Here is a 24,688-nt window from a genome sequence, read left to right on the forward strand (position 1 = left end):
CGACTGCGCTCTCGAGTCCTAGTCCTGGTCGCCGATGTCGGCCAGGCGCGCTTCCTCGTCGGCGGTGATCGCCGATTCGATGATCGGCCCGAGCGCGCCGTTCATGACGCCGTCGAGGTTGTAGGCCTTGTACCCGGTCCGGTGGTCGGCGATGCGGTTCTCGGGGAAGTTGTAGGTGCGGATGCGCTCGGAGCGGTCCATGGTGCGGATCTGCGTCTTGCGGGCAGCGCTGTCGAGAGCGGCCTGCTCCTCCTGCTGACGCGCGAGGATTCGGGCGCGGAGCACGCGCATACCGGCCTCACGGTTCTGCAGCTGGCTCTTCTCGTTCTGCATCGACACCACGATGCCGGTCGGCAGGTGGGTGATGCGCACCGCGGAGTCCGTGGTGTTGACCGACTGACCGCCGGGGCCGCTCGACCGGTAGACGTCGATCTTCAGGTCGTTCTGGCTGATCTCGACCTCCTCCGGCTCATCGACCTCGGGGAAGACGAGGACACCCGTCGTGGAGGTGTGGATGCGGCCCTGGGACTCGGTGGCAGGCACACGCTGCACGCGGTGCACGCCGCCCTCGTACTTGAGGTGCGCCCAGACCCCCTGCGAGGGGTCGGTCGCGTTCGACTTGATCGCCACCTGGACGTCCTTGTAGCCGCCGAGGTCGCTCTCGGTGCGTTCGAGGAGCTCGGTCTTCCACCCCTTGGACTCCGCGTAGTGCAGGTACATCCGGAGCAGGTCGGCGGCGAAGAGCGCGCTCTCCGCGCCGCCCTCGCCACCCTTGATCTCCATGATGACGTCGCGGCCGTCGTCGGGGTCGCGCGGGATGAGGAGACGGCGGAGCTTCTCCTGGTTGGTCACCAGCAGCTCTTCGAGCACCGGCACCTCCTCGGCGAACGCCTCGTCCTCCTTGGCGAGTTCCCGAGCGGCGTCGAGGTCCTCCTGCGTCGCCTGCCAGGTGTGGTAGGCCGCGATGATCTTCGACAGCTCGGCGTAGCGGCGGTTGATCTTCTTCGACCGCGCGGGGTCGGCGTGGACCGCCGGGTCGGCGAGCTGGTCCTGGAGATCCTTGTGCTCGGCGACGAGCGTCTCAACTGATTCGAACATCGTTCTCTTCCTTCATCACCATCATGCGGCACCGGGGGCGAAACGGGACCGACCCCACCCGTTCCCGGTGCCGGTGCGGCGCGGGTACGGATGGGGTCGGTCGGGACCGCTAGCGGTGGTTGTTCTCGTGTCCGTGGCTGTGCGAGGTCGGTGCGGGCATCGACTTCTGCATCTGGACGAGGAACTCCACGTTGGACGTGGTCTCCTTCAGCTTGCCGAGGACGACCTCGAGGGCCTGCTGCTGGTCGAGGCCGGCGAGGGCACGACGCAGCTTCCAGGTGACCTTGACCTCGTCGGGGGCGAGCAGCATCTCCTCGCGGCGGGTCGAGGACGCGTTGACGTCCACGGCCGGGAAGATCCGCTTGTCGGCGAGCTGGCGCGAGAGCCGGAGCTCCGAGTTGCCGGTGCCCTTGAATTCCTCGAAGATGACCTCGTCCATCTTGGAACCGGTCTCGACGAGCGCGGTCGCGAGGATCGTGAGGGATCCACCGTTCTCGATGTTGCGAGCGGCACCGAAGAAGCGCTTCGGCGGGTACAGCGCCGCGGCGTCGACACCACCGGAGAGGATCCGACCCGAGGCGGGTGCGGCCAGGTTGTAGGCACGACCGAGACGCGTGATCGAGTCGAGCAGCACGACGACGTCGTGGCCGAGCTCGACGAGACGCTTGGCGCGCTCGATCGCGAGTTCGGCGACCGTCGTGTGGTCCTCGGCCGGCCGGTCGAAGGTGGAGGCGATGACCTCACCCTTCACCGTGCGCTGCATGTCGGTGACCTCTTCGGGACGCTCGTCGACGAGCACGACCATGAGGTGGACCTCAGGGTTGTTGATCGAGATCGCGTTGGCGATCTGCTGCAGGACGATGGTCTTCCCGGCCTTCGGCGGGGCGACGATCAGGCCGCGCTGACCCTTGCCGATCGGTGCGACGAGATCGATGATGCGCTGCGTGAGCTTCGTCTGCTCCGTCTCGAGACGGAGGCGCTCCTGCGGGTACAGCGGGGTCAGCTTGCCGAACTCGACGCGGGCGCCGGCCTCGTCGACGGACAGGCCGTTGACGGAGTCGACCTTGACGATCGCGTTGTACTTCTGGCGGCTGCTGCTGTCGTTGTCGCGCGGCTGACGGATGGCCCCGACGACGGCGTCGCCCTTGCGCAGGTGGTACTTCTTCACCTGGCCGAGGGAGACGTAGACGTCGTTGGTGCCCGGGAGGTAGCCGGAGGTGCGCACGAAGGCGTAGTTGTCGAGGACGTCGAGGATGCCGGCGACCGGGATGAGGACGTCGTCCTCGGCGATCTCGGGCTCGACGTCGTCGTTCTGCACGGATCCGCGACGCTTGCGGTCACGGTAGCGGCTGCGGCCGCCACGACCCTCGGACTCGTCGCCCGGTGCGCCCTGGTTGCCCTGACCGCCCTGGTTGCCGCGGTTCTGCCCCTGCTGCTCCTGCTTGGCGTCGGCCTTCTGGCCGGCATCGGCGTTCTGGTTGCCGTTGTTCTGGCCACCGTTGTTCTGGTTGCGCCCACGGCCGCGACCGCGACGTCCGCCGGACGACTGGCCGTCCTGCTGCTCGCCGTCCTGGGTGTCGTCGGCGTCCGTGTTCGCGGCGTCGTCGTTCGAGTCCTGCTCGGAGGCGTTCTGTGCGGCGCGGCGCTGCTCGCCGCCGGCCTGCTCGCCGGTGCCCTGCTCAGCCGTGTTCTGCTCGGCGTCGTCGGCGTTGCGGTCGCGATCGCGTCCGCGACCACGGCGGTTGCCGCGCGAACGCCTGGGCGTCTGCTCGGGGGTCGTCTCGTCGGCGCTCTGCGACGCAGCGGTCGCGGCGGCGTCGTCGGACTGCTCGGCGGGAGCCGCGTCGGCCGGAGCGGACGGCGCCTCGGCCTCGACCGGGGCGGGTGCGGCGGCCGGCGCAGCCGGTGCCTCGACGACGGGGGCGCCGACGATCGGGGTCGCGTTCGGGGCGACGGTGGCCGTCGTGGCCCGGCGGGACTTGCGTCGCGCCGGCGGGGCCGCCTTCTCGGCACCGAAGGCCTGGTCGAGCGCGAGGTCGAGCTCGGGCAGCTTGGACTGCACCGGTGCCTCCGGCGCGACTTCGAGCGCGGAGACCGACTCGATGACGTCGGCGGTCTCGGTGGCCGCGGCGTCGGTGTCGGTGTCGGTGCTGTTCTGGATGGTCTGGATGGCTTCGACCAGCTCGCCCTTGCGGAGCTTCGAGGCTCCGGCCACTCCGAGAGCGGCGGCGAGACGCTGCAGGTCGGCGACCTTGAGCGTCTTCGGGTCGGCATCCAGCGAGACGCCCGAGGCGCCTTCGTTGACGTCTGTCACGTGTGTCTTCCTTCCCTTGCGTCGAGACAGAGCTGTCTCGCGCAGGCGGCGATCGCACCGGGATCCTGTGCGGCGGGTGGGTGATGTTCACACGACGCAGAGCCTGTGCGGATAGCCCGGTGCGACGACCCGGCGGAGCGCTGCTCAGCAGGATGGAAACACGGTGGGACCCGAACAGACGCGATCAATTGGTGCGAAAGCGATGATTGTGCGGAATTGCCCCGGAAGCCGGTTACGCCGAAGAGGCGGGGTGGGCCGGGTGCCCTCCCACTGTAGCACCCTTGAAGTCGACCGCGAGCATGAGCGACTGCCACGGGGTGGTGGCGTGCTCGGCGACCAGCGCGGTGGCTTCGAGGCGTCGTCCGGGATCGTCCGCGAGGACGAGGATCGACGGACCGGCGCCGGACACGACGGCGGCGAAGCCGCGCTCGCGCAGCAGCGTGATGAGGGTGTTCGTCTCGGGCATCGCGGCGGCGCGGTAGCTCTGGTGGAGCCGGTCCTCGGTGGCCGCGAGCAGGAGCTCGGGGCTCTGCGTGAGCGCGGCGACGAGGAGGGCCGAACGCGAGACGTTGAACGCCGCATCGGCGTGTGGCACGTTGGCGGGCTGCAGACTGCGGGCGAGTTCCGTGGACATCGTGTGCTCGGGGACGAGCACGAGCGGCGAGACCCCGCGGTGCACGATGAGCTTCTTGTGCTGTGGGCCGTCGTCCGTCGTCCACGCGATCGTCAGGCCGCCGAACAGCGCCGGAGCGACGTTGTCGGGGTGACCCTCCATCTCCGTCGCGAGCCGGAGGAGGTCGTCCGGACCGAGCTCGACCCGACCCTCGAGGAGCCCCTTCGCCGCCATGATGCCGGAGACGATCGCTGCGCCCGAGGAGCCGAGGCCGCGGCCGTGCGGGATGACGTTCCGCGCGACGACGTCGAGACCGGGGAGGTCGTGGCCGTAGGCACGCAGAGCGTGCGCGATCGCGGTGATCACGAGGTTCGAGGCGTCGGTCGGCACCTCGCCGGCGCCGACACCGATGACCTCCACGAACACGCCGGGCTCCTCGCGGACCGTGACGGTCAGCTCGTCGTACAGGGCGAGCGCCAGACCGAGCGTGTCGAAGCCGGGGCCGAGGTTGGCGGTGGTCGCCGGCACCTTCACGGTGACGGTGCGTCCGATCGCAAGCGGTTCGGTGTGACTCATAGGGATGCCTGCAATCTGGTGAGAGGTCGGCGAGCGACGCGGTCGGTGGTCGTGCGGTTCGGCACCTACTCGGCTCCTTCGACCCGGAGCACGGACACGACCCGCTCGACGTGGGCGTTCGAGGCGAGCTGCTCGACCGTGGCCGCGAGGGCCGATTCGAGCGCCCGGTGGGTGCCGATGACCAGGGTAGCGGTCGACAGCGTCCCGTCCGAGGAGGCCACGGACTGCTGGAAGGTCTCGACCGAGACGCCGCCGTCGCTGAGGATCCCCGCGACCGCGGCGAGCACGCCGGGTTCGTCGGCCACCTCGAGGGTGACCTGGTATCGCGTCGTGACGCGGCCGATCTCGAGGACCGGCAGGTCGGCGTGCGTGGACTCGCCGACACCGGGGCCGCCGGCGACGTGACGACGGGCCGCGGAGACGAGGTCGCCGAGGACCGCGGAGGCGGTCTCCTTGCCGCCGGCGCCGGCGCCGTAGAACATCAGGCTCCCGGCGTTCTCGGCCTCCACGAAGACGGCGTTGTTGCCGCCGTGCACGGCGGCCAGAGGGTGCTCGCGACCGATCAGCGCCGGGTAGACGCGGGCGGAGAGGCCCTCCTCGCCGGTCGTCTCATCGACGATCCGCTCCGCGATCGCGAGCAGCTTGATGACGTATCCCTCGCTGCGGGCGAGGTCGACCTGCGCCTTCGTGATCCCGGTGATGCCCTCACGGTGGACGGCCTCGACGGGGACGGTGGTGTGGAAGGCGAGACTCGCGAGGATGGTCGCCTTCTGCGCCGCGTCGTAGCCCTCGACGTCGAGGGTCGGGTCGGCCTCGAGGTACCCGAGCTCGCTCGCGACGGCTGCCGCGTCCTCCATCGTGTCGCCGAAGCGGTCCATCCGGTCGAGCATGTAGTTCGTGCTGCCGTTGACGATGCCGAGCACCCGGTTGATGCGGTCGCCCGCGAGGCTCTCCCGCAGGGGTCGGATGATCGGGATCGCCGCGGCGACGGCCGCCTCGTAGTACAGCTGGGCGCCGACCTGCTCAGCGGCGTCGAACAGTTCCGGGCCGTGCGTCGCGAGCAGCGCCTTGTTGGCGGTGACGATGTCGGCACCGGCGTTGATGGCCTGCAGGATGTGGCTGCGCGCCGGCTCGATGCCGCCGATGAGCTCGATCACGATGTCGGCGCTCAGGATGAGCTGCTCGGCATCGGTCGTGTACAGCTCCTTCGGCAGGTCGACGTCGCGAGGTGCGTCGACGTCGCGCACGGCGATGCCGATGAGCTCGAGGCTCGCTCCGGCGCGGGACGCCAGTTCGTCGGCGTGCTCGAGCAGCAGACGCGCCACCTGCGAGCCCACCGATCCGGCGCCCAGCAGGGCGACCTTCAGTCCGCGGTATTCGATCATTCCGTGTCCAATCCCGCATCGCGGCTGAGGAGGTCGTGCTCGGTCTCGCCCCGCACGATGACGCGGGCCGCGCCACCCGACACGGCGACGACTGCCGGGCGACCGAGGTAGTTGTAGTTGCTCGCGAGGGACCAGCAGTAGGCCCCGGTCGCGGGGACGGCCAGGAGGTCGCCGTCGCGGACGTCGGCCGGCAGGTAGTCGGCGTTCACGACGATGTCGCCCGACTCGCAGTGCTTGCCGGCGATCCGGACGAGCGCAGGAGGCGCCTCACTCACGCGGTCGGCGATCCGGACCGTGTAGTCCGCGCCGTACAGCGACGGCCGGGCGTTGTCGCTCATCCCGCCGTCGACGCTGACGTAGCGGCGGACGGCCGTCTCGCCCTCGTCGTTCCAGGCGACCACGACGTCCTTGATCGTGCCGACCTCGTAGAGCGTGATGCCGGCGCCGCCGATGATCGCGCGTCCCGGTTCGAAGGCGAGCTTCGGGATCCGGACGCCGTGGAGGTCTGCCGCAGCCTGGACACCGGTGAGGATGTCCGCCGCGAGCTGCTCGATCGGCGTCGGGTCGTCGGCGCTGGTGTAGGCGATGCCAAAGCCGCCACCGAGGTTGAGCTCGGGCACGGGGCCGCCCTCGAGCAGGCGCGCGTGCACGGCGAGCAGGCGGGCGGCGGATTCGGCGAACCCGTCGGACCCGAAGATCTGCGAGCCGATGTGGCAGTGGAGTCCGAGGAAGTCGAGCGAGGCGTGCGACCGGATGCGCGCGACGGCGTCGGCGGCGTCCTCGAGCGGCAGCCCGAACTTCTGGTCCTCGTGGGCGGTCGCGAGGTACTCGTGCGTGTGGGCGTGGACGCCGCTGTTCACGCGCAGGCGCACCGACTGGACCCGGCCAGCGCGCTCGGCCGCCGCGGCGACGCGGTCGATCTCGGTGAGGCTGTCGAGCACGATCGCGCCGATCCCGACACCCACGGCTCGCTCGATCTCCGCGACCGACTTGTTGTTGCCGTGGAAGCCCAGCTGGGCCGGATCGGTTCCGGCGGCGAGTGCGACGGCGAGTTCTCCACCGCTGCAGATGTCGATGCGGAGGCCCTCCGCCGTCATCCAGCGCGCGACCTCGGCCGAGAGGAACGCCTTCCCCGCGTAGTAGACGGCGACACTCGTGCCGCGGGCCGCCGCTTCACGCTCGAACGCCTCTCTCAGCGTGCGGGCGCGGGCCCGGGCGTCGTCCTCGTCGACGACGTAGAGGGGCGTGCCGAAGCGCTCCTGGAGCGTGCGGACGTCGACGCCGCCGAGCTGCAGGAGGCCGTCGGTGTCGCGGGCGGCCGAGGCCGGCCACACGGCCGGATCGAGCGCGTTCGGATCGACGGGCTCGGCGAGCCAGTCGGGGGCGAGGGGGTTTCTGGCCACGGGGTGTCCTGAGTCCTGTTGAGCGGAAAAGGAGGTTCTCGTTGGGCGAGCGGACCCGGTTTGGCCCCTGAAGCACCGATTTGCAGAGCACCGATGAAGGTGGATGCGCACGACCCGGTGGTTGGTGATCCCGGCCGTCCGCACCCATCGCCGCTCGGTTGGAACGACTGTGGTGGAACACGGGCCCGAGGGCCCGACGGCACACCTCACCGCCCGGTCGGAGCAGTGGGTGTGTGGAAAGTCTAGCGAGACGCGCGTGACCGTGCAGCATCGTGACGTCGGGCGGCCCGCTCCCCTCCCCCGCCGGGTGGCGGGGTGAGGCTCAGTCGCAGCTGCCGAGCGCCTGCAGCGACGCCTCGTCGAGCCGGAGCGTCGTCGACGTCAGGGTGGCGGTCGCCGCCTCCGGCGTCACCGCGAGTCCATCGAGGTCGACCCCCTCGGGCAGGTACTGGGCGACGCAGATGCTCGGCGGGTCGCCCTGCAGGAAGCCGGTCACGAGCGCCCGCAGGTCGATGACGCCGAGGAGCCCGGTGTCGACGTTCACGGACGTCGGCATGAGGTTCACCCGGTCGGCCGTGGTGGTCGGCGCCACGGAGAAGTCGTACGGGATCGTGAACCCGAGGACGGTCGCCTCACCCGCGTACCCGATCTCGTCGGCGCCGAGGGTGAGCGTGCCAGGAAGCCCGGCCGTCTTGGCGAGGTCCGCCGCTCCGGCGGCATCGATCCTGATGGTCGCCACCACCCGACCGATGGTCTGCTCCGGGTCGAGGGGAACCCGGTCCGCGCTGACCCGGAGATCCAGCGGGATGCCGTCGACGCTCGCGTCCGGTGCACGCAGGTCGACGTGCTCGAACGTTCCGGTGAGGTACTGGGCGATGACCGAGGCACCGCCGATCGACACGGAGACGTCCGCGTCGACGTCGTCGGGCAGGCTCTGCTCGATCTGCGTCGCGACGCGCTCCTCGGCGACGCCGCGCACGATCGTGTCGGCGATCAGGAACGCGCCGACGAGGACGACGAGCACCCCGACGACGATGACGATCGGAAGCCAGGGACGCCTGCGCTTGCCCGACGCTTGCTGCTCACTCATGTTCCGAGGGTAGCGAACCGTCGTCTCCGGGGCCGCGTCAGCAGACCTGGTCGAGCTCGACCTCCGGCATGTCGAGCACCCTGCCGCTGAATCGCTCCCAGTCGGCAGCCGAGGTGGGATACAAGGCCGCCAGCGTGAACCCTTCCAGCTCGGTGAGGTTCGAGTCCTCCAGGGAACTCTTCGTCAGGACGTCCGGCGAGATGAAGGCCGCACGAACCGGGTCACCGGGGATGACGAACGCCGGCGCGACCGTCTTCCCGCCCTCGCCCCGGACGACGACGGAGAGTGCCCCGTCGATCTGCAGCGTGCTCGTGCCCACCTCCTCGAGCTCGATCTCGAACGGCGCGCACTGCACCGGAGGCGAGACGATGTTCTGGAGGTAGTCCATGGTGCCGACGCTGCCGGCGTGCAGGCCGTCGGGGAACTGCAGGCGGATCGAGACGCCGGACCCTTCCGTTCCGAACGGTGCGAAAGCGCGGAGGTCCACGGCCGACGCGGAGGTCGCGCTCGGCGCCGCGGTGCCGGGAACGCCCGAGCCCTGGCCGACACAGCCCGAGAGCGACAGGGCCGCCGCGATCACGACGACGACGAGGGACGGGCGGGACGTGAGGCTGCGCATCCTGTCACGCTACCGAAGGACTCACCGCTCGGACAGCGCACACCGGAGATCGGCGCGAGCGCAGGACCGTTCCCGAGGAACCGTCCTGCGCTCGCGCGGATCTCCTGCTGCGGGGACGCTACATGCGCTCCGGCGCGGAGACGCCGAGGAGCGCCAGCCCGTTGCGGATGACGGTGCCGGTCGCGTCGTTCAGCCAGAGACGCGTGCGGTGCAGGTCGGTGACCGGCTCCTCCCCCATCGGGACGACCCGGCAGCTGTCGTACCACTTGTGGTACAGGCTCGCGGTCTCCTCCAGGTGCCGGGCGACGCGGTGCGGCTCGCGCAGCTGTGCGGCCTGCGCGACGATCCGCGGGAACTCCTGGAGGACGCCGAGGAGCGCCGACTCCGTCTCGTGGACGAGCAGCTCCGGTGCGAAGGCGCTGCGGTCGACCCCGGCCGAGGCGGCGTTGCGCGCCACCGAGTTCGTGCGGGCGTGGGCGTACTGGACGTAGAAGACGGGGTTGTCGTTCGTCCGGCTGCGGAGCTGCTCCGGGTCGAGGGCCAACGGCGAATCGGCCGGATAGCGACCGAGCGAGTACCGCAGGGCGTCCGTCCCGATCCAGGCCTGCAGGTCGTCCAGCTCGATGATGTTGCCGGCCCGCTTGGAGAGCCGGGCGCCGTTCACGCTCACGAGCTGCCCGATGAGCACCTCGATGTCGCGGTCCGGGTCGTCTCCGGCCGCGCCCGCGAGCGCCTTCAGCCGGTGGACGTACCCGTGGTGATCGGCACCGAGCAGGTAGATCTTGTGCTGGAAGCCGCGGTCGCCCTTGTTCAGGTAGTACGCGGCGTCGGCGGCGAAATAGGTGTAGACGCCGTTGGAGCGACGGATGACGCGGTTCTTGTCGTCGCCGAAGTCCGTCGTGCGCACCCAGACGGCGCCCTCCTCGTCGAACACGTGCCCCTGCTCGCGCAACCGGTCCACGGCCTGGTCGATGAGGCTCGTGCCGTCCTCGCCCGTCGCGTGCAGCGTGCGCTCGCTGAACCAGACGTCGAAGTGGACGTTGAAGCGCTCGAGGGACGCGCGGATCTCGCCGAGCTGCAGGGCGTAGGCGCGTTCCCGCGCGACCTCGCGGGCGTCCGGACGCTCGAGGAGGTCGGGGATCTCGGTCAGCACGGTCTTCGCGAGGTCGCCGATGTACGCCCCGGGATAGCCGCCCTCCGGCGTCGGCTCCCCCTTGGCCGCGGCGAGGATCGAGTCCGCGAACGTGTCCATCTGGTTGCCTGCGTCGTTGATGTAGTACTCGCTGACGAGCGTCGCGCCGGACGCGCTCAGGACGCGGGCCAGGGAGTCGCCGAGCGCGGCCCAGCGCGTGTGGCCGATGTGGAGCGGGCCGGTCGGGTTGGCCGAGACGAACTCGATGTTGATGGTCTGACCGGCGAGGCTGTCGTTGCGACCGAACGCGTCACCGGCGTCGACGATCACCTTCGCGAGCGCACCCGCGGCAGCGGCGTCGAGGCGCACGTTGATGAACCCGGGACCCGCGACCTCGACCGAGGCGACACCGTCGACCTGCACCAGCGCGTCGGCGAACTCCTGCGCGAGTTCGCGCGGGTTCGCGCCCACCCGCTTCGCGAGCTTCATCGCGATGTTGCAGGCCCAGTCGCCGTGATCGCGATTCTTCGGCCGCTCCAGCACCACGTCGTCGACCGACACCGCGACCTCGTCGGTGATGCCCGCCGCCTCGCGTCGTCGTTCGACGATCGGAACGACGATGGCGTGCAGGGCGGAGGCGAGGTCTTCAGGAGTCACGAGGAGCGATTCTACCCGGGCGCGTCGCAGCAGCGACACGGCGGTCCTCGGGGGCGACCGTCAGGCGAGCACGACCGCCTGCGCCGGGTCGTCGGCGGGCAGGACGTCGATCAGGGCGTCGATCCGCATGTCTTCGACGGTCACGTTGCCGTGGTGGTTGCTCAACCAGGCAACGTCCGCGGCGTCGCGTCCGGTGGCGATGCGGACGAGCGACTGGCGCGGTGCCAGACCCGTCGCGTCGACCACATGCCAGGCGCCGTCGACGAAGCCCTCGGCCACCGCGTGGAAGTCCATGGGCACGAGACCCGGAGCGTAGACCGCGGCGTACCTGGCCGGGATGTCGAGCGCCCGCAGCATCGCGATGGTCAGGTGTGCGAAGTCCCGGCACACGCCACGCCCCGCGGCCAGGGTCGACACCGCACTGTCCGACACGGTCGTGGAGCCGGAGACGTAGGAGAGGTGTCGTCCGACCCAGCCCGCCACCCATGGAAGCACCTGCAGACCGCCGGAGACCGTGCCGTCCTCGTGCAGACGACGGTGCTCGAGCAGGTAACCGAGCTCGGAACGCGCGAGCGAGAACAGCGCGTCCGACTCGCAGTACCGGCTGGGACGGAGGTACGTCACGGTCTCCAAAGCGTCCACGGGACGCGGCACGGCCTGCCCGACGACCACCGCCTCGTAGTCGACCTGCAATCGGCCGGGCTCGGCGATGACCCGGTGGAGTCGTGTGTCGTCCGGACCCGCGATCTCGGTCACGGCGCACGGGCCGTCCGAGGAGCACACCTGCAGTCGCTCGCTCGCCAGCGGGGTGCCGCCGGCTGCAGCGATGGAGAAGATGAGGTCGGCTCGATCGTGCACCCGCAGATCGAGCGACGCGGTCAGGGTGCGCTGCATGACCTCATTGTTCCACGCGACGGGCGACGCGGATCCCGCACGCCTCCGGTACCGGCGTGGGTCCCGACTCTGGTAGCTTGGACGTGTTCCGCCTTCGTAGCTCAGCGGAAGAGCGCTTCCCTCCGGAGGAAGAAGTCGCTGGTTCGAATCCAGTCGAGGGCACCATCACCATCTCGCGAGGTCCTGCTTCGCATCGCTCCGACTCCGGGACGCGGGGGCCATGCACCGAGCCGATCCCCTGCCGCAGCCGACGGTCCGCTTCCTGCGCTGGGCCAGCGCCGTCGAGCTCGACCTCGCCGGCACGGCCGCCCTGCTGGACGCGCCCGCCCGAGACCGCCTCGACACCTCCTCCGCGACCTCGGCCCGGCGGTTCCTGTTCGGTCGCGCACTGCTCGTGCGCACCGTCGCGGAGACGATCGGCGCCGACCCCGAGCGGATCGAGGTCACGGCGGTCTGCCCGGATTGCGGTCTCGCGCACGGACGACCACGGGTGCGCTTCGGAGACCGGACCGTCCACGTGAGCGTCTCCCACACCGCCGACGCCTCCGCGGTGGCGGTGTCGACCGAGCACCCCGTCGGTGTCGACGTCGAACGGCTCGACGCGGCCCGGTTCGCCGGGGTCGAAGCCGTCGCCCTCACCCCCGCGGAACGGGAGCAGTGGCAGCGCCTGCCGGACCGACGACGCCTGCGGGCGCTCGCCGAGCGTTGGACGGCGAAGGAGGCCGTGACGAAGGCTCTCGGTACGGGCCTCACGACCGATCCCGCGACGATCGACCTCGGGCCGGATGCCGCACCGCACGTCACCGAGACCGCTGGCCACCGCTTCGTCATCGACCACCAGGAGCGTGCGCCGGGATTCGTCGTCGCGACGGCCCTCCTGCTCCCCTGACCCGGTTCAGCCGACGGGGAACGGCGGGAGCGCCTCCTGGAAGAGCCACGCGTCGAGGAGCGGCTCGACCGGTGCCGGCGCATGTCGATCAGCCGTCCGGACGAAGTCGTCCGTCGACACGCTCGAGTGCCGGAAGGACGCCACCCAGTCACGCAGGAGGTCGAAGAACGCCTCGTCACCGAGCAGTCGGCGCACGGCGTGCAGGGCGATCGCACCCCGCTTGTAGACCCGGTCGTCGAACATGTCCGCGGGTCCCGGGTCGCCGACGACGAGGTCCTGCGGTGCCCGTCGGAGCGCCGCGTAGTGCGCCCGGGCACAGGCGTCGGCCGTCTCAGCGCCCGACTCCTCCGACCACAGCCACTCGGCGTAGCAGGCGAAGCCCTCGTGCAACCAGATGTCCCGCCAGGTGGCGATCGTCAGGCTGTTCCCGAACCACTGGTGGGCGAGCTCGTGCGCGATCAACCGCTCCGAACCGCTGACGCCGTCGACGTGGTTGCGGCCGAACACGCTCATCCCCTGCGCCTCGAGGGGGATCTCCAGCACGTCGTCGGTGACGACGACGCCGTAGGCGCCGAAGGGGTAGGGGCCGAAGGCGCGCTCGAAGCACGCCAGCATGTCGACCTGCTCGGCGAAGTCGTGTCGGAACCGCGCGGTGAGGTCGCGTGGCAGGTGTGCGACGACCGGCACCGTGCTCGTCGCGACCCGAGCGCTGACGGTGAGCCGCTGGTACCGGCCGATCTGCACCGTCGCGAGGTAGGCGGCCATCGGTTCGGGCTGCTCGTAGACCCACGTGGTCCGGCTCGCGCGGGCGACCCGCGACACCAGCTCCCCGGGGGCGACGACCGTGTACGCCGATGACGCCGTGACACTGATCCGATAGGACGACTTGTCCGAGGGGTGGTCGTTGCAGGGGAACCAACTCGATGCGCCGCACGGCTGGGACGCCACGATGACGCCGTCCTCGAGTTCCTCCCAGCCGATCTCGCCCCACGGGCTGCGCACGGGACGGGGCGCACCCGAGTACCGGACGAGCACGGAGAACTCGGCGCCGTCCGCGATGGTGTTCCGGGGCGTCAGCGTGAGCTTGCCCGAGCCGTGCGTCCGCTTCGCCTCGGCCCCGTCGACCTGGACACGGGTGACGCGCAGCGCGGCGAGGTCGAGCGAGAACCGTGTGAGCTCCTCCGTCGCGACGGCGGTGAGTCGAGCCGTCCCGGACAGGGCGTTGCGGTCGACGTCGTAGTCGAGATCCAGCTCGTACCGGACGACGCGGTAGCCACGGTTCCCGCTGGAGGGCGTGTAGGGGTCGCCTGCGCTCCGCAGACGGGCGAGAGCCTCCCCCATCAGGACGCGACCTGGGGCTCCCGGTACTCCGCCGTCGTCACCTCGCGCCACGGGCCGATCGGGTTGCCGCTCCACCGGGTGCCGGCCGGGACGCGTTCTCCGCGCATGACGAGCGAGGCCGGTCCGACCGTCGCGTCGTCGTCGATCCGCGCCCCGGGGAGGATGACGCTGTGCGGCCCGAGCGTGGCGCCCGATGCGAGTTCGACCTGATCCATACTCATGATTCGATCATGGAACAGGTGCGTTTGCACAACGCAGCCCCGGTTGACCGTCGCGCCGTCGCCGAGTCGGACGAGGTCGGCCTCCGGCAGCCAGTAGCTCTCGCACCAGACCCCACGACCGATGCGGGCGCCGAGCGAGCGCAACCACCAGGTGAGGGCGGGGGTGCCGGTGGCGGGTGCCGCGAACCAGGGCGCCGCGACCATCTCGACGAAGGTGTCGGACACCTCGTTGCGCCAGATGAACGAGGACCAGAGCGGGTGCTCCCCCGTGCGGATCGGTCCGACGATCACCCACTTGGCGACGGTCGTGATCCCCGCCGCGACCGCGCCGGCCGCCAGGAGCACGGCTCCGCTGACGGCGATCGCGACACCGAGACCCCAGGTGTCGGCGAACCAGGCGAGCGCGAGGAGCACCAGGAGCGCGATGCCGGTCGTCACCATGACGGGGACGATGCGGCAGAGCTCCCACAGCGCGCGGGCGATCCGGAGCCGGAGCGGCGGGTCGTAGGTCCGGTCGAGATCGGCGTCGGACACCTGCCGCCGGAGTCGCATCGGCGGGCTCCCGAGCCAGGACGAGCCGGACTTGGCCTTCCGCGGTGCGGCCGACAGCACGGCGACGAGGCCGTTCTTCGGCACGTGCATGCCGGGGCCCGCCATGCCGGAGTTGCCGAGGAAGGCGCGCTTGCCGACGGACGCACCGGCGATCCGCATCCACCCGCCACCGAGCTCGTAGGAGGCCACCATCGTGTCGTCCGCGAGGAACGCGCCGTCGCCGACGGTCGTCATCCGCGGGAGGAGGAGGACCGTCGAGGCCTCCACGTTGCGTCCGACCTTCGCCCCGAGCAGACGGAGCCAGACGGGCGTGAAGAGGCTCGCGTACAGGGGGAAGAGGAGGGTGCGCGCGGCGTCCAGGAGCCGCTCCGTTGCCCACACCTGCCAACCGACCCGACTGCGCACCGGGAAGTAGCCCTCGCTGAGACCGAGGCCGAGCAGACGGACGAGGCCGATCGTGCTGATCGCCAGGACGACGAACCACACGAGGGTGGCGATGGGCACCCAGAGGAGCGCGCGCCAGGAGAAGTCGAGCAGGCTGGTCGCGCCCGACGCGCCCGCCGCCACGACCGCCGCCGCCAGCACGAAGGCGAGGAACGGCAGCACCGACAGCAGCGCCGATCCCGCGCCGTACGCGAACAGCCAGCGTCGGCGACGCGGGGGTCGCTCGGTCGGCCAGACCGGTTTCGCCTTGCCCACTCGGACGGCGGGCGACCCCGACCACAGGTGTCCGGAGGGGACGCGGCCGAAGACGGACGATCCCGGGGCGATCTCCGCACGCTTGCCGATCCGGGTGCCGGCGAGCAGGGTGCTGCGAGCGCCGACCGTGCTCTCCGCGCCGATGTGGACGTGGCCGAGTCGGAGCGTGTCGCCGTCGACCCAGTAGCCGCGGAGGTCGACCTCGGGCTCGATCGATGCGCGCGCCCCGACGGTGAGGAACCCGGTGACGGGCGGCACGCTGTGGAGGTCCGCGTCGGCACCGATCTTCGCGCCGAGCGCCCTGGCGTAGCTCGAGATCCACGGGGCACCGGCGAGACTCACCGCGCCGACCGTGTCGGCGACGCGTTCGGCGAGCCAGAGCCGCACATGGACCGAGCCACCGCGCGGGTAGTCGCCCGGGCGGACGCCGACGAGGAGGAGCTTCGCCGCGACGACGGAGATCGCCATGCGTCCGATCGGGGTGATGACCACGAGGAACCCGAGGGCGATCCACCACCAGGAGACCATGGGGAGGTACGGGACGTCCGCGACGAGGCCGAGGACCCGACTGCCGGCGAGCAGGTACACGAGCCACCGGAGTCCGACGAGGATGAGGAGCGGGACACCCAGGAGGGTCTGTGCCCACTGGGTCGCGAGCGGCGTCGGGAGCACGGGGTCCGCGACGGCCGCCCGACTGCGACGCTCGGGGCGTCGGCCGTCGAGTTCGGCGGCCATCGCGCCGAGTCGGGGGTGGCCGTAGATGTCGGCGACGGTGAACTCGGCATCGCGGGTGCGGATGAGCGAGACGAGCTGCGCGGCCGCCAGGCTCCCGCCGCCCAGGCTGAAGAAGTTGTCGCTCTCGGCCGTGACCCGGACCCCGAGGACGGCCGTCCACTGCTCGGCGAGCCACGCGGCGGTGCCCGACAGGGTCGAGGCGTCCTCCCCGTCGGCGGCGTCGAGCGGCCACGGCAGCGCGGCTCGGTCGACCTTACCGGAGGTGCGGGTGGGCAGCTCGCCGACGACGGCGAGGAGCGGGACGAGCGGTGCCGGGAGCTGCTCACGGAGGGTGTCGAGCGCCCGCTCGAGCGAGAACCCCTCGCGGTCGGGCACCGCGAGGTACCCCACGAGGACGGCGTTCCCGGCGGCGGTGCGCTGGACGGCTGCTGCCGCACCCGAGACGCCCGGCAGCGCCTGCAGGGCGGCCTCGATCTCCCCGAGTTCCACGCGCCGACCGCCGATCTTCACCTGATCGTCCGCGCGCCCCTGGAACACGAGTCCTGCGGCCTCGTAACGGACGAGGTCGCCGCTCCGGTACGCCCGCGACCACCCGATGCTCGGCATCGGCGCATACCGTTCGGCGTCCTTGGCTGGGTCGAGGTACCGGGCGAGTCCGACGCCGCCGATGATGAGTTCGCCGACGCCGCCCTCCTCGACCGGGACGCCCTCGGCGTCGACCACGGCGAGGTCCCAGCCGTCGAGCGGCAGTCCGATCCGCACGGGCTGCTCGCCGGTCAGCAGCGCGGCGCAGGCGACGACGGTGGCCTCGGTGGGTCCGTAGGTGTTCCAGACCTCTCGGCCGTCCACGGCCAGCCGGGCGGCGAGCTCCGGCGGGCAGGCCTCGCCGCCGAAGATGAGCATGCGGATGTTCTCGAGGGATTCGGCGGGCCACATCGCCGCCAGCGTCGGCACCGTCGACACGACGGTGATGCCCTTCGCGGTGAGCCAGGGTCCGAGGTCCATCCCGCTGCGGACGAGCGAGCGGGGCGCCGGGACCAGGCACGCGCCGTGTCCCCAGGCGAGCCACATCTCCTCGCAGGACGCGTCGAAGGCGACGGACAGGCCGGCCAACACACGATCACCGGGGCCGAGCGGTTCCGCACGGAGGAAGATCCGCGCCTCGGCGTCGACGAACGCGGCGGCAGAGCGGTGCGAGACGGCGACGCCCTTCGGCGTGCCCGTCGAGCCGGAGGTGAAGATGATCCAGGAGTCGTCGCCCGGTCGCGGCGGTTCGAGGACCGGGATCGCCCGGGTGCCCGGGTGGGGTGCCGCGCCCGTCGCGAGTTGCACCCGGTCGGGGTCGGCGGCGTCATCGGCCGGGTCCTCCGTTCCGCGGCGCGAGCGCTCGAAGACACCGCCGTCGACCAGGACGCCGACGACGGCCGCCTCACCGAACACGAGTCGTGCCCGCTCCTCAGGGTCGTCGGCGTCGACGGGGACGTAGGCCGCTCCGGTGAACAGGATCCCGAGGATCCCGAGGTAGAGGTCGCGGGTGCCCGAGGCGATCCGGACACCGACCCGGTCGCCGCGGCGGACCCCGGCGGCGAACAGCCCGGCCGCGACCCGCTCGGCACTGAGGACGAGCTCGCGGTAGCTGAGCGCCCCCTCCGCGTCCTCGATCGCCGAGGCCTCAGGGTGCGACGCGGCGACGTCACGGAGGACGTCGAGGAGGGTGCGCTCGGCCGGTGCGCGCACGCCACCGAGCAGCACGGACTGCCGCTCGATGAGGAGGGCGGTGCTGGTGTCGGCGTCCATACGCGATCCCCTGTCGTCCGGCTGTTCAGCGCCGCCAACGGTAGGCAGCGCGCATGGACGGTTGGTGAACACCAGTCAACCGCCAGATGTCGTGGAATCGTCGGCGACGCTCCGCCGACCCCCGGCATCCTCGGAGGACGCGCGCCTACCATGGCCTGCATGACCATCGACTACTCCGTGCCCCAGGAACGCCAGCTCGTGACCGCCATCCCCGGCCCCCGATCGCTCGCACTCACGGAACGGCGCCGCCGGGCGGTGTCACGCGGTGCCGGCAACCTCGCGCCGGTGTGGATGGACCACGGCTCCGGTGGCATCCTCGTGGACGTCGACGGCAACCACATCATCGACCTCGGAACGGGCATCGGTGTGACGACCATCGGACACGCCAACCCCGACGTCGCCGCGGCAGCGGCCGAGCAGGCCACGAAGCTCACGCACACGCTCTTCACCGTGACGCCGTACGAGAACTACCTGCGGGTCGCGGAGAAGCTGTCCGAGATCACGCCGGGCGACTTCGAGAAGCGATCGATCCTCCTGAACTCCGGCGCCGAGGCCGTCGAGAACGCCGTGAAGATCGCGAAGAAGTACACCGGTCGCCGCGCGATCGTCGCCCTCGACCACGCCTTCCACGGACGCACGAACCTGACGATGGCGATGACCTACCGGCCGGCGCCCGAGCGCCTCGGGTTCGGTCCGTTCCCCGGCGAGATCTACAGCGTCCCGCTCTCCTACCCCTTCCGCGACGGACTCGACGGACCGGCGGCCGCCGAAGTGACGATCGACTACATCGAGCGGCACATCGGTGCGAGTGAGGTCGCCGCGTTCTTCGCCGAACCGGTCCTCGGCGACGGCGGCATCGTCATCCCCGCGCCCGGCTACTTCGCGCGCATCAGCGAATGGTGCACCGAGAACGGGATCGTGTTCGTCGCCGACGAGATCCAGGCCGGCATCGGACGCACCGGGGCCTGGTACTCGATCGAGCACCACGGTGTCGTACCCGATCTCATCACGAGCGCCAAGGGCATCGCCGGCGGCTTCCCGCTGTCGGCCGTGACCGGGCGCGCCGAGATCATGGACGCCGTCCAGCCCGGTGGCATCGGCGGCACCTTCGGTGGCAACCCGGTGTCCACGGCGGCCGCGCTCGCGACGTTCGAGGTCATCGAGCGCGAGGACCTGTTGGGCGAGGCCCGTCGGGTGGAGGCGACCCTGCGATCGCTCATGGGTGACTGGGCCGAGCGCTTCGACATCGTCGGCGAGGTCCGGATCATCGGTGCGATGGCCGGCGTCGAGTTCGTCGTCCCCGGCACGAAGCAACCGCACCCCACGGCACTGCAGACCCTCATCGACGCGGCGATCGCGCAGGGCGTGCTCGTGCTCGACGCCGGCTCCTGGGACTCGGTGCTGCGACTCCTTCCGAGCGCAGTCATGTCCGACGAGCTCCTCCGCGACGCGGTGTCCGTCCTCGAAAACGCCCTGGGCCAGGTCGCCAGCGCGGTGCGCTGACGCGAGCGCGGGTCTCTGCGCACGGAACCCTTCGGCCAGCGCGGTGCGCTGACGCGAGCGCGGGTCTCTGCGCGCTGGGGCCTTCCGCCAACGCGGTGCGCTCACGCGAACCCGCCCGAATCGGCGCGGGCGCGGCCCGCGCGCGTGAGCGCGGGTCTCCAGAGGGGCGCGCTCGCGGCTGTGCCCCGCGGTGACGTCAGCGCACCGCGCTGGCGCAACCGACGAGCGGGTCAGTCGACGGTGACGAAGTCGATGAGCTGCTCGACGCGACCGAGGAGCTCCGGCTCGAGGTCGTTGAAGGTCCGGACCTGACCGAGGATGCGCTTCCAGGCACGGGCGATGTCGGCTTGCGAGTCGTGCGGCCAGCCGAAGGCCTGGCAGATGCCCTTCTTCCACTCGATGGAGCGAGGGATGGTCGGCCACTCGCGCAGGCCGACCCTTGCGGGCTTCACGGCCTGCCAGACGTCGACGTACGGGTGTCCGACGATGAGGACGTTCCGGCCGTTCGGTCCGGCCATGACGGCGTCGGCGATCCGCTGCTCCTTCGAGCCGGGGACCAGATGGTCGACGAGGACGCCGACACGACGGTCGGGGCCGGGCCGGAACTCGGCGAGCGCGGCGTCGAGGTGGTCGACGCCTGCGAGGTATTCGACGACGACGCCCTCCACGCGGAGGTCGTCACCCCAGACCCGCTCGACGAGTTCCGCGTCGTGGCGGCCCTCGACGAAGATCCGGCTCGCGCGAGCCACCCGAGCGGTCGTCTCCACCGCGAAGGAGCCGGAAGCGGTGCGCGCCCGCCCGGTCGGTGCACGCTTCGGCACGACGAGGACGACGGGCTCACCCTCGAGGAGGAACCCCGCCCCCATCGGGAACACGCGCCGCTTGCCGCGGTAGTCCTCGAGCTCGACCGTCTTCACCTCGACGCGTGTGATCGCGCCGCAGAAGCCGCCGAGTTCCTCGACCACGAGGTCGGTCACCGCCTCGACCTCACGGGCCACCACGCGGTTCTTCTTCCGCCAGTCCCCCGCGAGGACGTCCTGACCGTACCTGTCTTCGAACACCCGTCAACGCTACGACAGCACCGTTCACAACTCAGGATCACCGCGGCGTGGCGGCGGCACCTGCCGCCTCGGGCCGACGACACTCCGAGGTCGTCCTGAATTGCGAACCGCGCCGGTACTCAGGCTGCGGCGCGCTCGGCCTCGCGGGCGAGACCGCCGAGCAGGAGCCCGAGCTGGTCGTCCACGGTGCCGGGGTCCTCCGGGTGCCACTGCACGCCCGTGATCGGCAGGGTGCGGTGCTCGATCGCCTCGACGGTGCCGTCGGAGGCCCAGGCGACGGCACGCAGACCCTCGCCGAGCTCGCCGACCGACTGGTGGTGGGCGCTCTGCACCTGGAGGTGACGGGCGCCGAGTCGGAATGCGAGGGCGCTCGAGGGGTCGAGTTCGACCTCGTGCGGGGTCATGCTCTCATCGACCGGGACGCCCTCGTTGCGGTGGGCGCTGTGCTCACCGAGGTCCTGCACGAGCGTCCCGCCGAGGGCGACGTTGATGATCTGGTGACCGCGGCAGATTCCGAGCAGCGGCGTGCCTCGCTCGGCGGCGCGACGGGCGACCGCGAGCTGGGCGCGGTCGGCCTCGGGGAAGTGCTGGCCTTCGGCGCGGTAGCCGGTGGTGCCGCCGTACTGGGCGGGATCGATGTCGGCTCCGCCCATGATGACGACGGCGGAGGCCCCGTCGGTCGAGGCGAGGAGCGCATCGGTGCCGAGGTCGTGCGCGGCCAACCGGGTCACGCGCCAGCCTGCCCGTTCGGCGGCGGCGATGGTCCGTCCGACGAGGATCTGCACGTACTCGTGGTACGCCTGGTCGTCCTCACGGAACCTGGTGACCTCGACGAGCGCCAGCATGGGTGAGACGTGTCCTTGCATGATGCTCCTTCCAGGGGTTCCGTGAGGTGACTCCACCAGTCTCGCCGGGCGGATGCCCTCGCGCGAGCTGCCGCGTCACGGTCGGTAACAGAGTCCCGGTGGGCGTCGGTGAAGCCCGGTCACCGCCGTATAGCACAGCTGTGGTTCGGCACGCTCGCTGGGAGCCCGCTGTAGAGATGTCGAGGGCCCGGACCTAGACTCGGAATCGAGCCGCGGGGTGGGGCTCCAGGGTCCGAACGAGTGACGAGGTGGCCGATGCGGGTTCGCTGGGCGGTATCGATCTGGGCCTGCTGCGTGGCCGTGCTCCTCGGAGTGGGAGCCACCGCCGCCTGGGCGGAGAGCCCGGTGCAGCTCGGGGCCGGGCGTGTGTCCGACAGCGCAGGTGTCCTCAGCAGCGGTGAGGTCACCGAGATCACGACGGCCGTCGACGAGCTGGCCGCGGATCACGGCGTCGACCTCTGGGTGGTCTACGTGCCGACCTTCACCGACCCGAGTGACGCCGAGTCCTGGGCGAACCAGACTGCGAAGGACAACAACCTCGGACCGAACCAGTACCTGCTGGCCGTGGCGACCGAGGACCGCGCCTACTACCTCTCCGGCGACTCCAGCGGACCGGTGAGCGGTGACCAGCTGACCGAGATCGAGCAGCAGCGGATCCTGCCGCAGCTGCGTGATGACGACTGGACCGGCGCCGGCGTCGCTGCCGCCGAAGGCCTGGGTGCCGCCGTCGGCGGCGGGTCGATCGGGGGCACCGATAGCGGATCAGGTGGCTCGACCGGGTGGCTGACCATCCTGCTGATCGTGGTCGTCGCCGTCGTGGCCGTCGTCCTCCTGGTCGTCTTCCTCCGCCGGCGCCGCGCTGCGAACGGCGACGGCGCGGTGACCGCGGGCCGACAGGGGGCGCCGGTCGACCCGCTGACCATCGCCCCGATCCCCGAGCTCGAACGACTCGCCGGCAGTGCGCTCGTCCAGACCGACGACGCGCTCCGGACGAGCGAGGAGGAGCTCGGCTTCGCGACCGCCTCCTACGGCGAACCGGCCACGGCCGCGTTCACCGCTGCCCTCGCCGGAGCGAAGGACGACCTCTCGCACGCCTTCGCACTCAAGCAGCGGCTCGACGACGCCGAGCCGGACACGGAGCAGCAACAACGCGACTGGAACCTCCAGATCATCCGGCTCTGCGAGCACGCGAACCACGTGCTCGACGAACAGGCCGCCTCGTTCGACGAGCTCCGCGCGCTCGAGAAGAACGCGCCCGCGGCGGTCGAGGAGCTGCGAGCCAGGGCGGCCGCAGCCGGACCGACGGTGACAGCCGCGCAAGACGCGGTGCACGCCCTGCAGACGCGCTACAGCCCCGACGCCCTCATCACCGTGATCGACAACCCGGCGGAGGCGACCGAGCGACTCGCCTTCGCCACCGCGGCGATCTCGGACGCAGCTGCGCGGCTCGCCGCCGGAGACTCGGGCGAGGCCGCCGTCGGCATCCGCGCCGCGGAGGAAGCGCTCGACCAGGCAACCCAGCTCACCGGGGCCGTGAAGCGGCTGCAGGCGGATCTGACGACCGCCGAGCAGCACCTCGCCGCCAGACTGGCCGAATTGGACGGGGACGTCGCCGCGGCGGGCGGCCAATCCGACCCGACCGGCACCCTCGCCGCAGCGGTCGCGAGCACCACCGCGACGGTCTCCCAGGTGCGCGGCGCGCTCGGCGCACCGAACAACCCGATCGCCCTCCTCGCCCGCCTGGATGCGGCGAACACGCAGATCGACGGCGCTCTCCAGGGGGTGCGCACCGCGGCGGAGCAGCGACAACGCGCCGCGGCCGCCCTCGGACAGACCCTGCAGACGGCGGGCGCGCAGGTGTCTGCTGCAGAGGACTTCATCGTCTCGCGGCGCGGAGCCGTCGGCCCGGAGGCCCGGACGCGCCTCGCCGAGGCCGGCCGAACCCTCGTGCAGGCCCAGGGCCTTGCCGCCACCGACCCGACGCAGGCGCTCCCCCTCGCCCAGCGCGCCAACTCGCTCGCGAGTCAAGCGGTGCAGCTCGCCCAGGCCGACCTCGGGCAGTTCCAGAGCCAGTCGGCGGGCGGACTCGACGGCATGTTCGGCGGCGGCCAGGGTCAGCAGGGCGGCAACGGGATGCTCGGTGCGGTCCTAGGCGGCATCCTGATCAACTCCGTCCTCGGCGGCGGGTCCCGTTCCGGCGGCGGCATGTTCGGCGGCGGCGGATCGAGCGGCGGCATGTTCGGCGGCGGCTCCGGTCGCTCACGCAGCGCCGGCAGCTTCGGTGGCGGCGGCACCCGTTCCCGACGTGGCGGCGGTCGCTTCTGATCCGCTGCACCACCCATCTCATCACCAGACACCGACCGACACGACCCAGCAGGACACGAGAGAGGAACCACACCATGGCAGAGAAGCAGTCCATCTTCGGACGCATCGCCCAGCTGACCAAGGCCAACATCAACGCGCTGCTCGACTCCGCCGAGGACCCGCAGAAGATGCTCGACCAGATGGTCCGGGACTACACGAACTCGATCGCCGACGCCGAGAGCGCGATCGCCGAGACGATCGGCAACCTCCGGCTCCTCGAACAGGACCACCGGCAGGACGTCGAGGCGGCCTCCGAGTGGGGCACCAAGGCGCTGGCCGCGAGTCGCAAGGCCGACGAATACCGTCAGGCGGGCAACGCCGCAGACGCCGACAAGTTCGACAACCTCGCGAAGATCGCGCTCCAGCGCCAGATCGGCGCCGAGAACGAGGCCAAGCAGGCCGAGCCGCAGCTGGCGTCCCAGACGAAGGTCGTCGAACAGCTGAAGAACGGCCTCAACGGCATGAAGACGAAGCTCGAGCAGCTGAAGACGAAGCGCAGCGAGCTGGTCGCCCGGGCCAAGACCGCCGAGGCGCAGCGCAAGGTCGCGGACGCGGTCGGCAGCATCGACATCATGGATCCGACGAGCGACCTCAGCCGCTACGAGGACAAGATCCGTCGCGAGGAGGCGAAGGTGCTCGGCCAGCAGGAGCTCGCCGCCTCGAGTCTCGACGCGCAGTTCAACGACCTCGAGGACCTCGGCGAGCTGACCGAGGTCGAGGCCCGCCTCGCCGCGCTGAAGGGCGGCGGTTCCGCGTCGCCCGCGATCGAGTCCTCCGGCCCCGAGTACACCCCGAACGCCGGACAGTAGTACCGATCCGACGGGCCCTCGGGACCTCCCGAGGGCCCGTCGACCTCGCCCCCTCGCACCATCTCCAGGA

At 71.1% G+C, this 24,688-nt stretch carries 17 protein-coding genes and 1 tRNA gene; 5 read left to right on the forward strand and 13 right to left on the reverse strand.

The window, feature by feature from the left end; translation table 11 throughout:
• Window positions 1-18: 18 nt before the first annotated feature.
• From prfA to AC4PMY_RS15855, 9 genes are all read right to left on the reverse strand, one after another.
• Entirely contained in the window at window positions 19-1,098 is a 1,080-nt protein-coding gene (prfA, locus tag AC4PMY_RS15815; RefSeq protein WP_071262434.1) for a peptide chain release factor 1, read from the reverse strand.
• A gap of 109 nt (window positions 1,099-1,207) precedes the next feature.
• Complete coding sequence (gene rho, locus AC4PMY_RS15820; RefSeq protein ID WP_064295298.1) at window positions 1,208-3,412, reverse strand: transcription termination factor Rho; 2,205 nt, start codon at window positions 3,410-3,412, stop codon at window positions 1,208-1,210.
• 232 nt (window positions 3,413-3,644) lie between these two features.
• Window positions 3,645-4,601 carry a homoserine kinase gene (thrB, locus tag AC4PMY_RS15825; protein ID WP_064295297.1) on the reverse strand — a complete coding sequence of 319 codons (957 nt, stop codon included), beginning with the start codon at window positions 4,599-4,601 and terminating at the stop codon, window positions 3,645-3,647.
• Window positions 4,602-4,666: 65 nt separating this feature from the next.
• Window positions 4,667-5,986 (reverse strand): homoserine dehydrogenase, encoded by a 1,320-nt coding sequence (locus AC4PMY_RS15830; RefSeq protein WP_079002763.1) that lies wholly within the window; start codon window positions 5,984-5,986, stop codon window positions 4,667-4,669.
• On the reverse strand, window positions 5,983-7,389 hold the full coding sequence (lysA, locus tag AC4PMY_RS15835) for a diaminopimelate decarboxylase (protein ID WP_491623166.1): 1,407 nt from the start codon (window positions 7,387-7,389) through the stop codon (window positions 5,983-5,985). Before lysA ends, AC4PMY_RS15830 begins: the two co-directional genes overlap by 4 nt.
• 322 nt (window positions 7,390-7,711) lie before the next feature.
• Window positions 7,712-8,479, reverse strand: a complete 768-nt coding sequence (locus AC4PMY_RS15840) for an LmeA family phospholipid-binding protein (protein WP_491623167.1) — start codon at window positions 8,477-8,479, stop codon at window positions 7,712-7,714.
• Window positions 8,480-8,516: 37 nt separating this feature from the next.
• Window positions 8,517-9,098 carry a hypothetical protein gene (locus AC4PMY_RS15845; RefSeq protein ID WP_071262440.1) on the reverse strand — a complete coding sequence of 194 codons (582 nt, stop codon included), beginning with the start codon at window positions 9,096-9,098 and terminating at the stop codon, window positions 8,517-8,519.
• A gap of 118 nt (window positions 9,099-9,216) precedes the next feature.
• The gene (locus AC4PMY_RS15850) at window positions 9,217-10,887 is read right to left on the reverse strand and encodes an arginine--tRNA ligase (protein WP_079003965.1); all 1,671 of its coding nucleotides are present in this window, start codon (window positions 10,885-10,887) and stop codon (window positions 9,217-9,219) included.
• Between the two features lie 60 nt (window positions 10,888-10,947).
• Window positions 10,948-11,781, reverse strand: a complete 834-nt coding sequence (locus tag AC4PMY_RS15855) for a transglutaminase-like domain-containing protein (RefSeq protein ID WP_491623168.1) — start codon at window positions 11,779-11,781, stop codon at window positions 10,948-10,950.
• 90 nt (window positions 11,782-11,871) lie between these two features.
• Here AC4PMY_RS15855 and AC4PMY_RS15860 point away from each other — a divergent pair.
• Both AC4PMY_RS15860 and AC4PMY_RS15865 read left to right on the forward strand, forming a co-directional pair.
• Window positions 11,872-11,946: transfer RNA gene (locus AC4PMY_RS15860), tRNA-Arg, on the forward strand.
• Between the two features lie 55 nt (window positions 11,947-12,001).
• Complete coding sequence (locus AC4PMY_RS15865) at window positions 12,002-12,670, forward strand: 4'-phosphopantetheinyl transferase family protein (RefSeq protein ID WP_491623169.1); 669 nt, start codon at window positions 12,002-12,004, stop codon at window positions 12,668-12,670.
• Window positions 12,671-12,676: 6 nt separating this feature from the next.
• Here the strand turns inward: AC4PMY_RS15865 and AC4PMY_RS15870 are convergent, their stop codons facing one another.
• Window positions 12,677-14,011, reverse strand: coding sequence for a M1 family metallopeptidase (locus AC4PMY_RS15870; RefSeq protein WP_064295290.1), 1,335 nt, complete (start codon window positions 14,009-14,011; stop codon window positions 12,677-12,679).
• Window positions 14,011-18,015, reverse strand: a complete 4,005-nt coding sequence (locus tag AC4PMY_RS15875) for a Pls/PosA family non-ribosomal peptide synthetase (protein WP_491623170.1) — start codon at window positions 18,013-18,015, stop codon at window positions 14,011-14,013. The genes AC4PMY_RS15870 and AC4PMY_RS15875 overlap by 1 nt, the downstream gene beginning before the upstream one ends.
• Before the next feature lie 159 nt (window positions 18,016-18,174).
• Between AC4PMY_RS15875 and AC4PMY_RS15880 the strand changes: the two genes are divergently transcribed.
• Complete coding sequence (locus tag AC4PMY_RS15880) at window positions 18,175-19,518, forward strand: aminotransferase class III-fold pyridoxal phosphate-dependent enzyme (RefSeq protein WP_491623171.1); 1,344 nt, start codon at window positions 18,175-18,177, stop codon at window positions 19,516-19,518.
• A gap of 230 nt (window positions 19,519-19,748) precedes the next feature.
• Here the strand turns inward: AC4PMY_RS15880 and AC4PMY_RS15885 are convergent, their stop codons facing one another.
• Complete coding sequence (locus tag AC4PMY_RS15885) at window positions 19,749-20,579, reverse strand: DUF3097 domain-containing protein (RefSeq protein WP_064295287.1); 831 nt, start codon at window positions 20,577-20,579, stop codon at window positions 19,749-19,751.
• Window positions 20,580-20,698: 119 nt separating this feature from the next.
• Entirely contained in the window at window positions 20,699-21,445 is a 747-nt protein-coding gene (locus AC4PMY_RS15890) for a gamma-glutamyl-gamma-aminobutyrate hydrolase family protein (RefSeq protein ID WP_064295286.1), read from the reverse strand.
• A 294-nt stretch (window positions 21,446-21,739) separates the two neighbouring features.
• On the opposite strand from AC4PMY_RS15890, the gene AC4PMY_RS15895 reads away from it, so the two are divergent.
• Window positions 21,740-23,770: a TPM domain-containing protein gene (locus tag AC4PMY_RS15895; protein ID WP_491623172.1), complete on the forward strand. Its 2,031-nt coding sequence runs from the start codon at window positions 21,740-21,742 to the stop codon at window positions 23,768-23,770.
• A 74-nt stretch (window positions 23,771-23,844) separates the two neighbouring features.
• Window positions 23,845-24,618, forward strand: a complete 774-nt coding sequence (locus tag AC4PMY_RS15900; protein WP_491623173.1) for a PspA/IM30 family protein — start codon at window positions 23,845-23,847, stop codon at window positions 24,616-24,618.
• Window positions 24,619-24,688: the final 70 nt, after the last annotated feature.

The sequence above is a fragment of the Plantibacter sp. MDV22-iso1 genome (assembly GCF_058408345.1).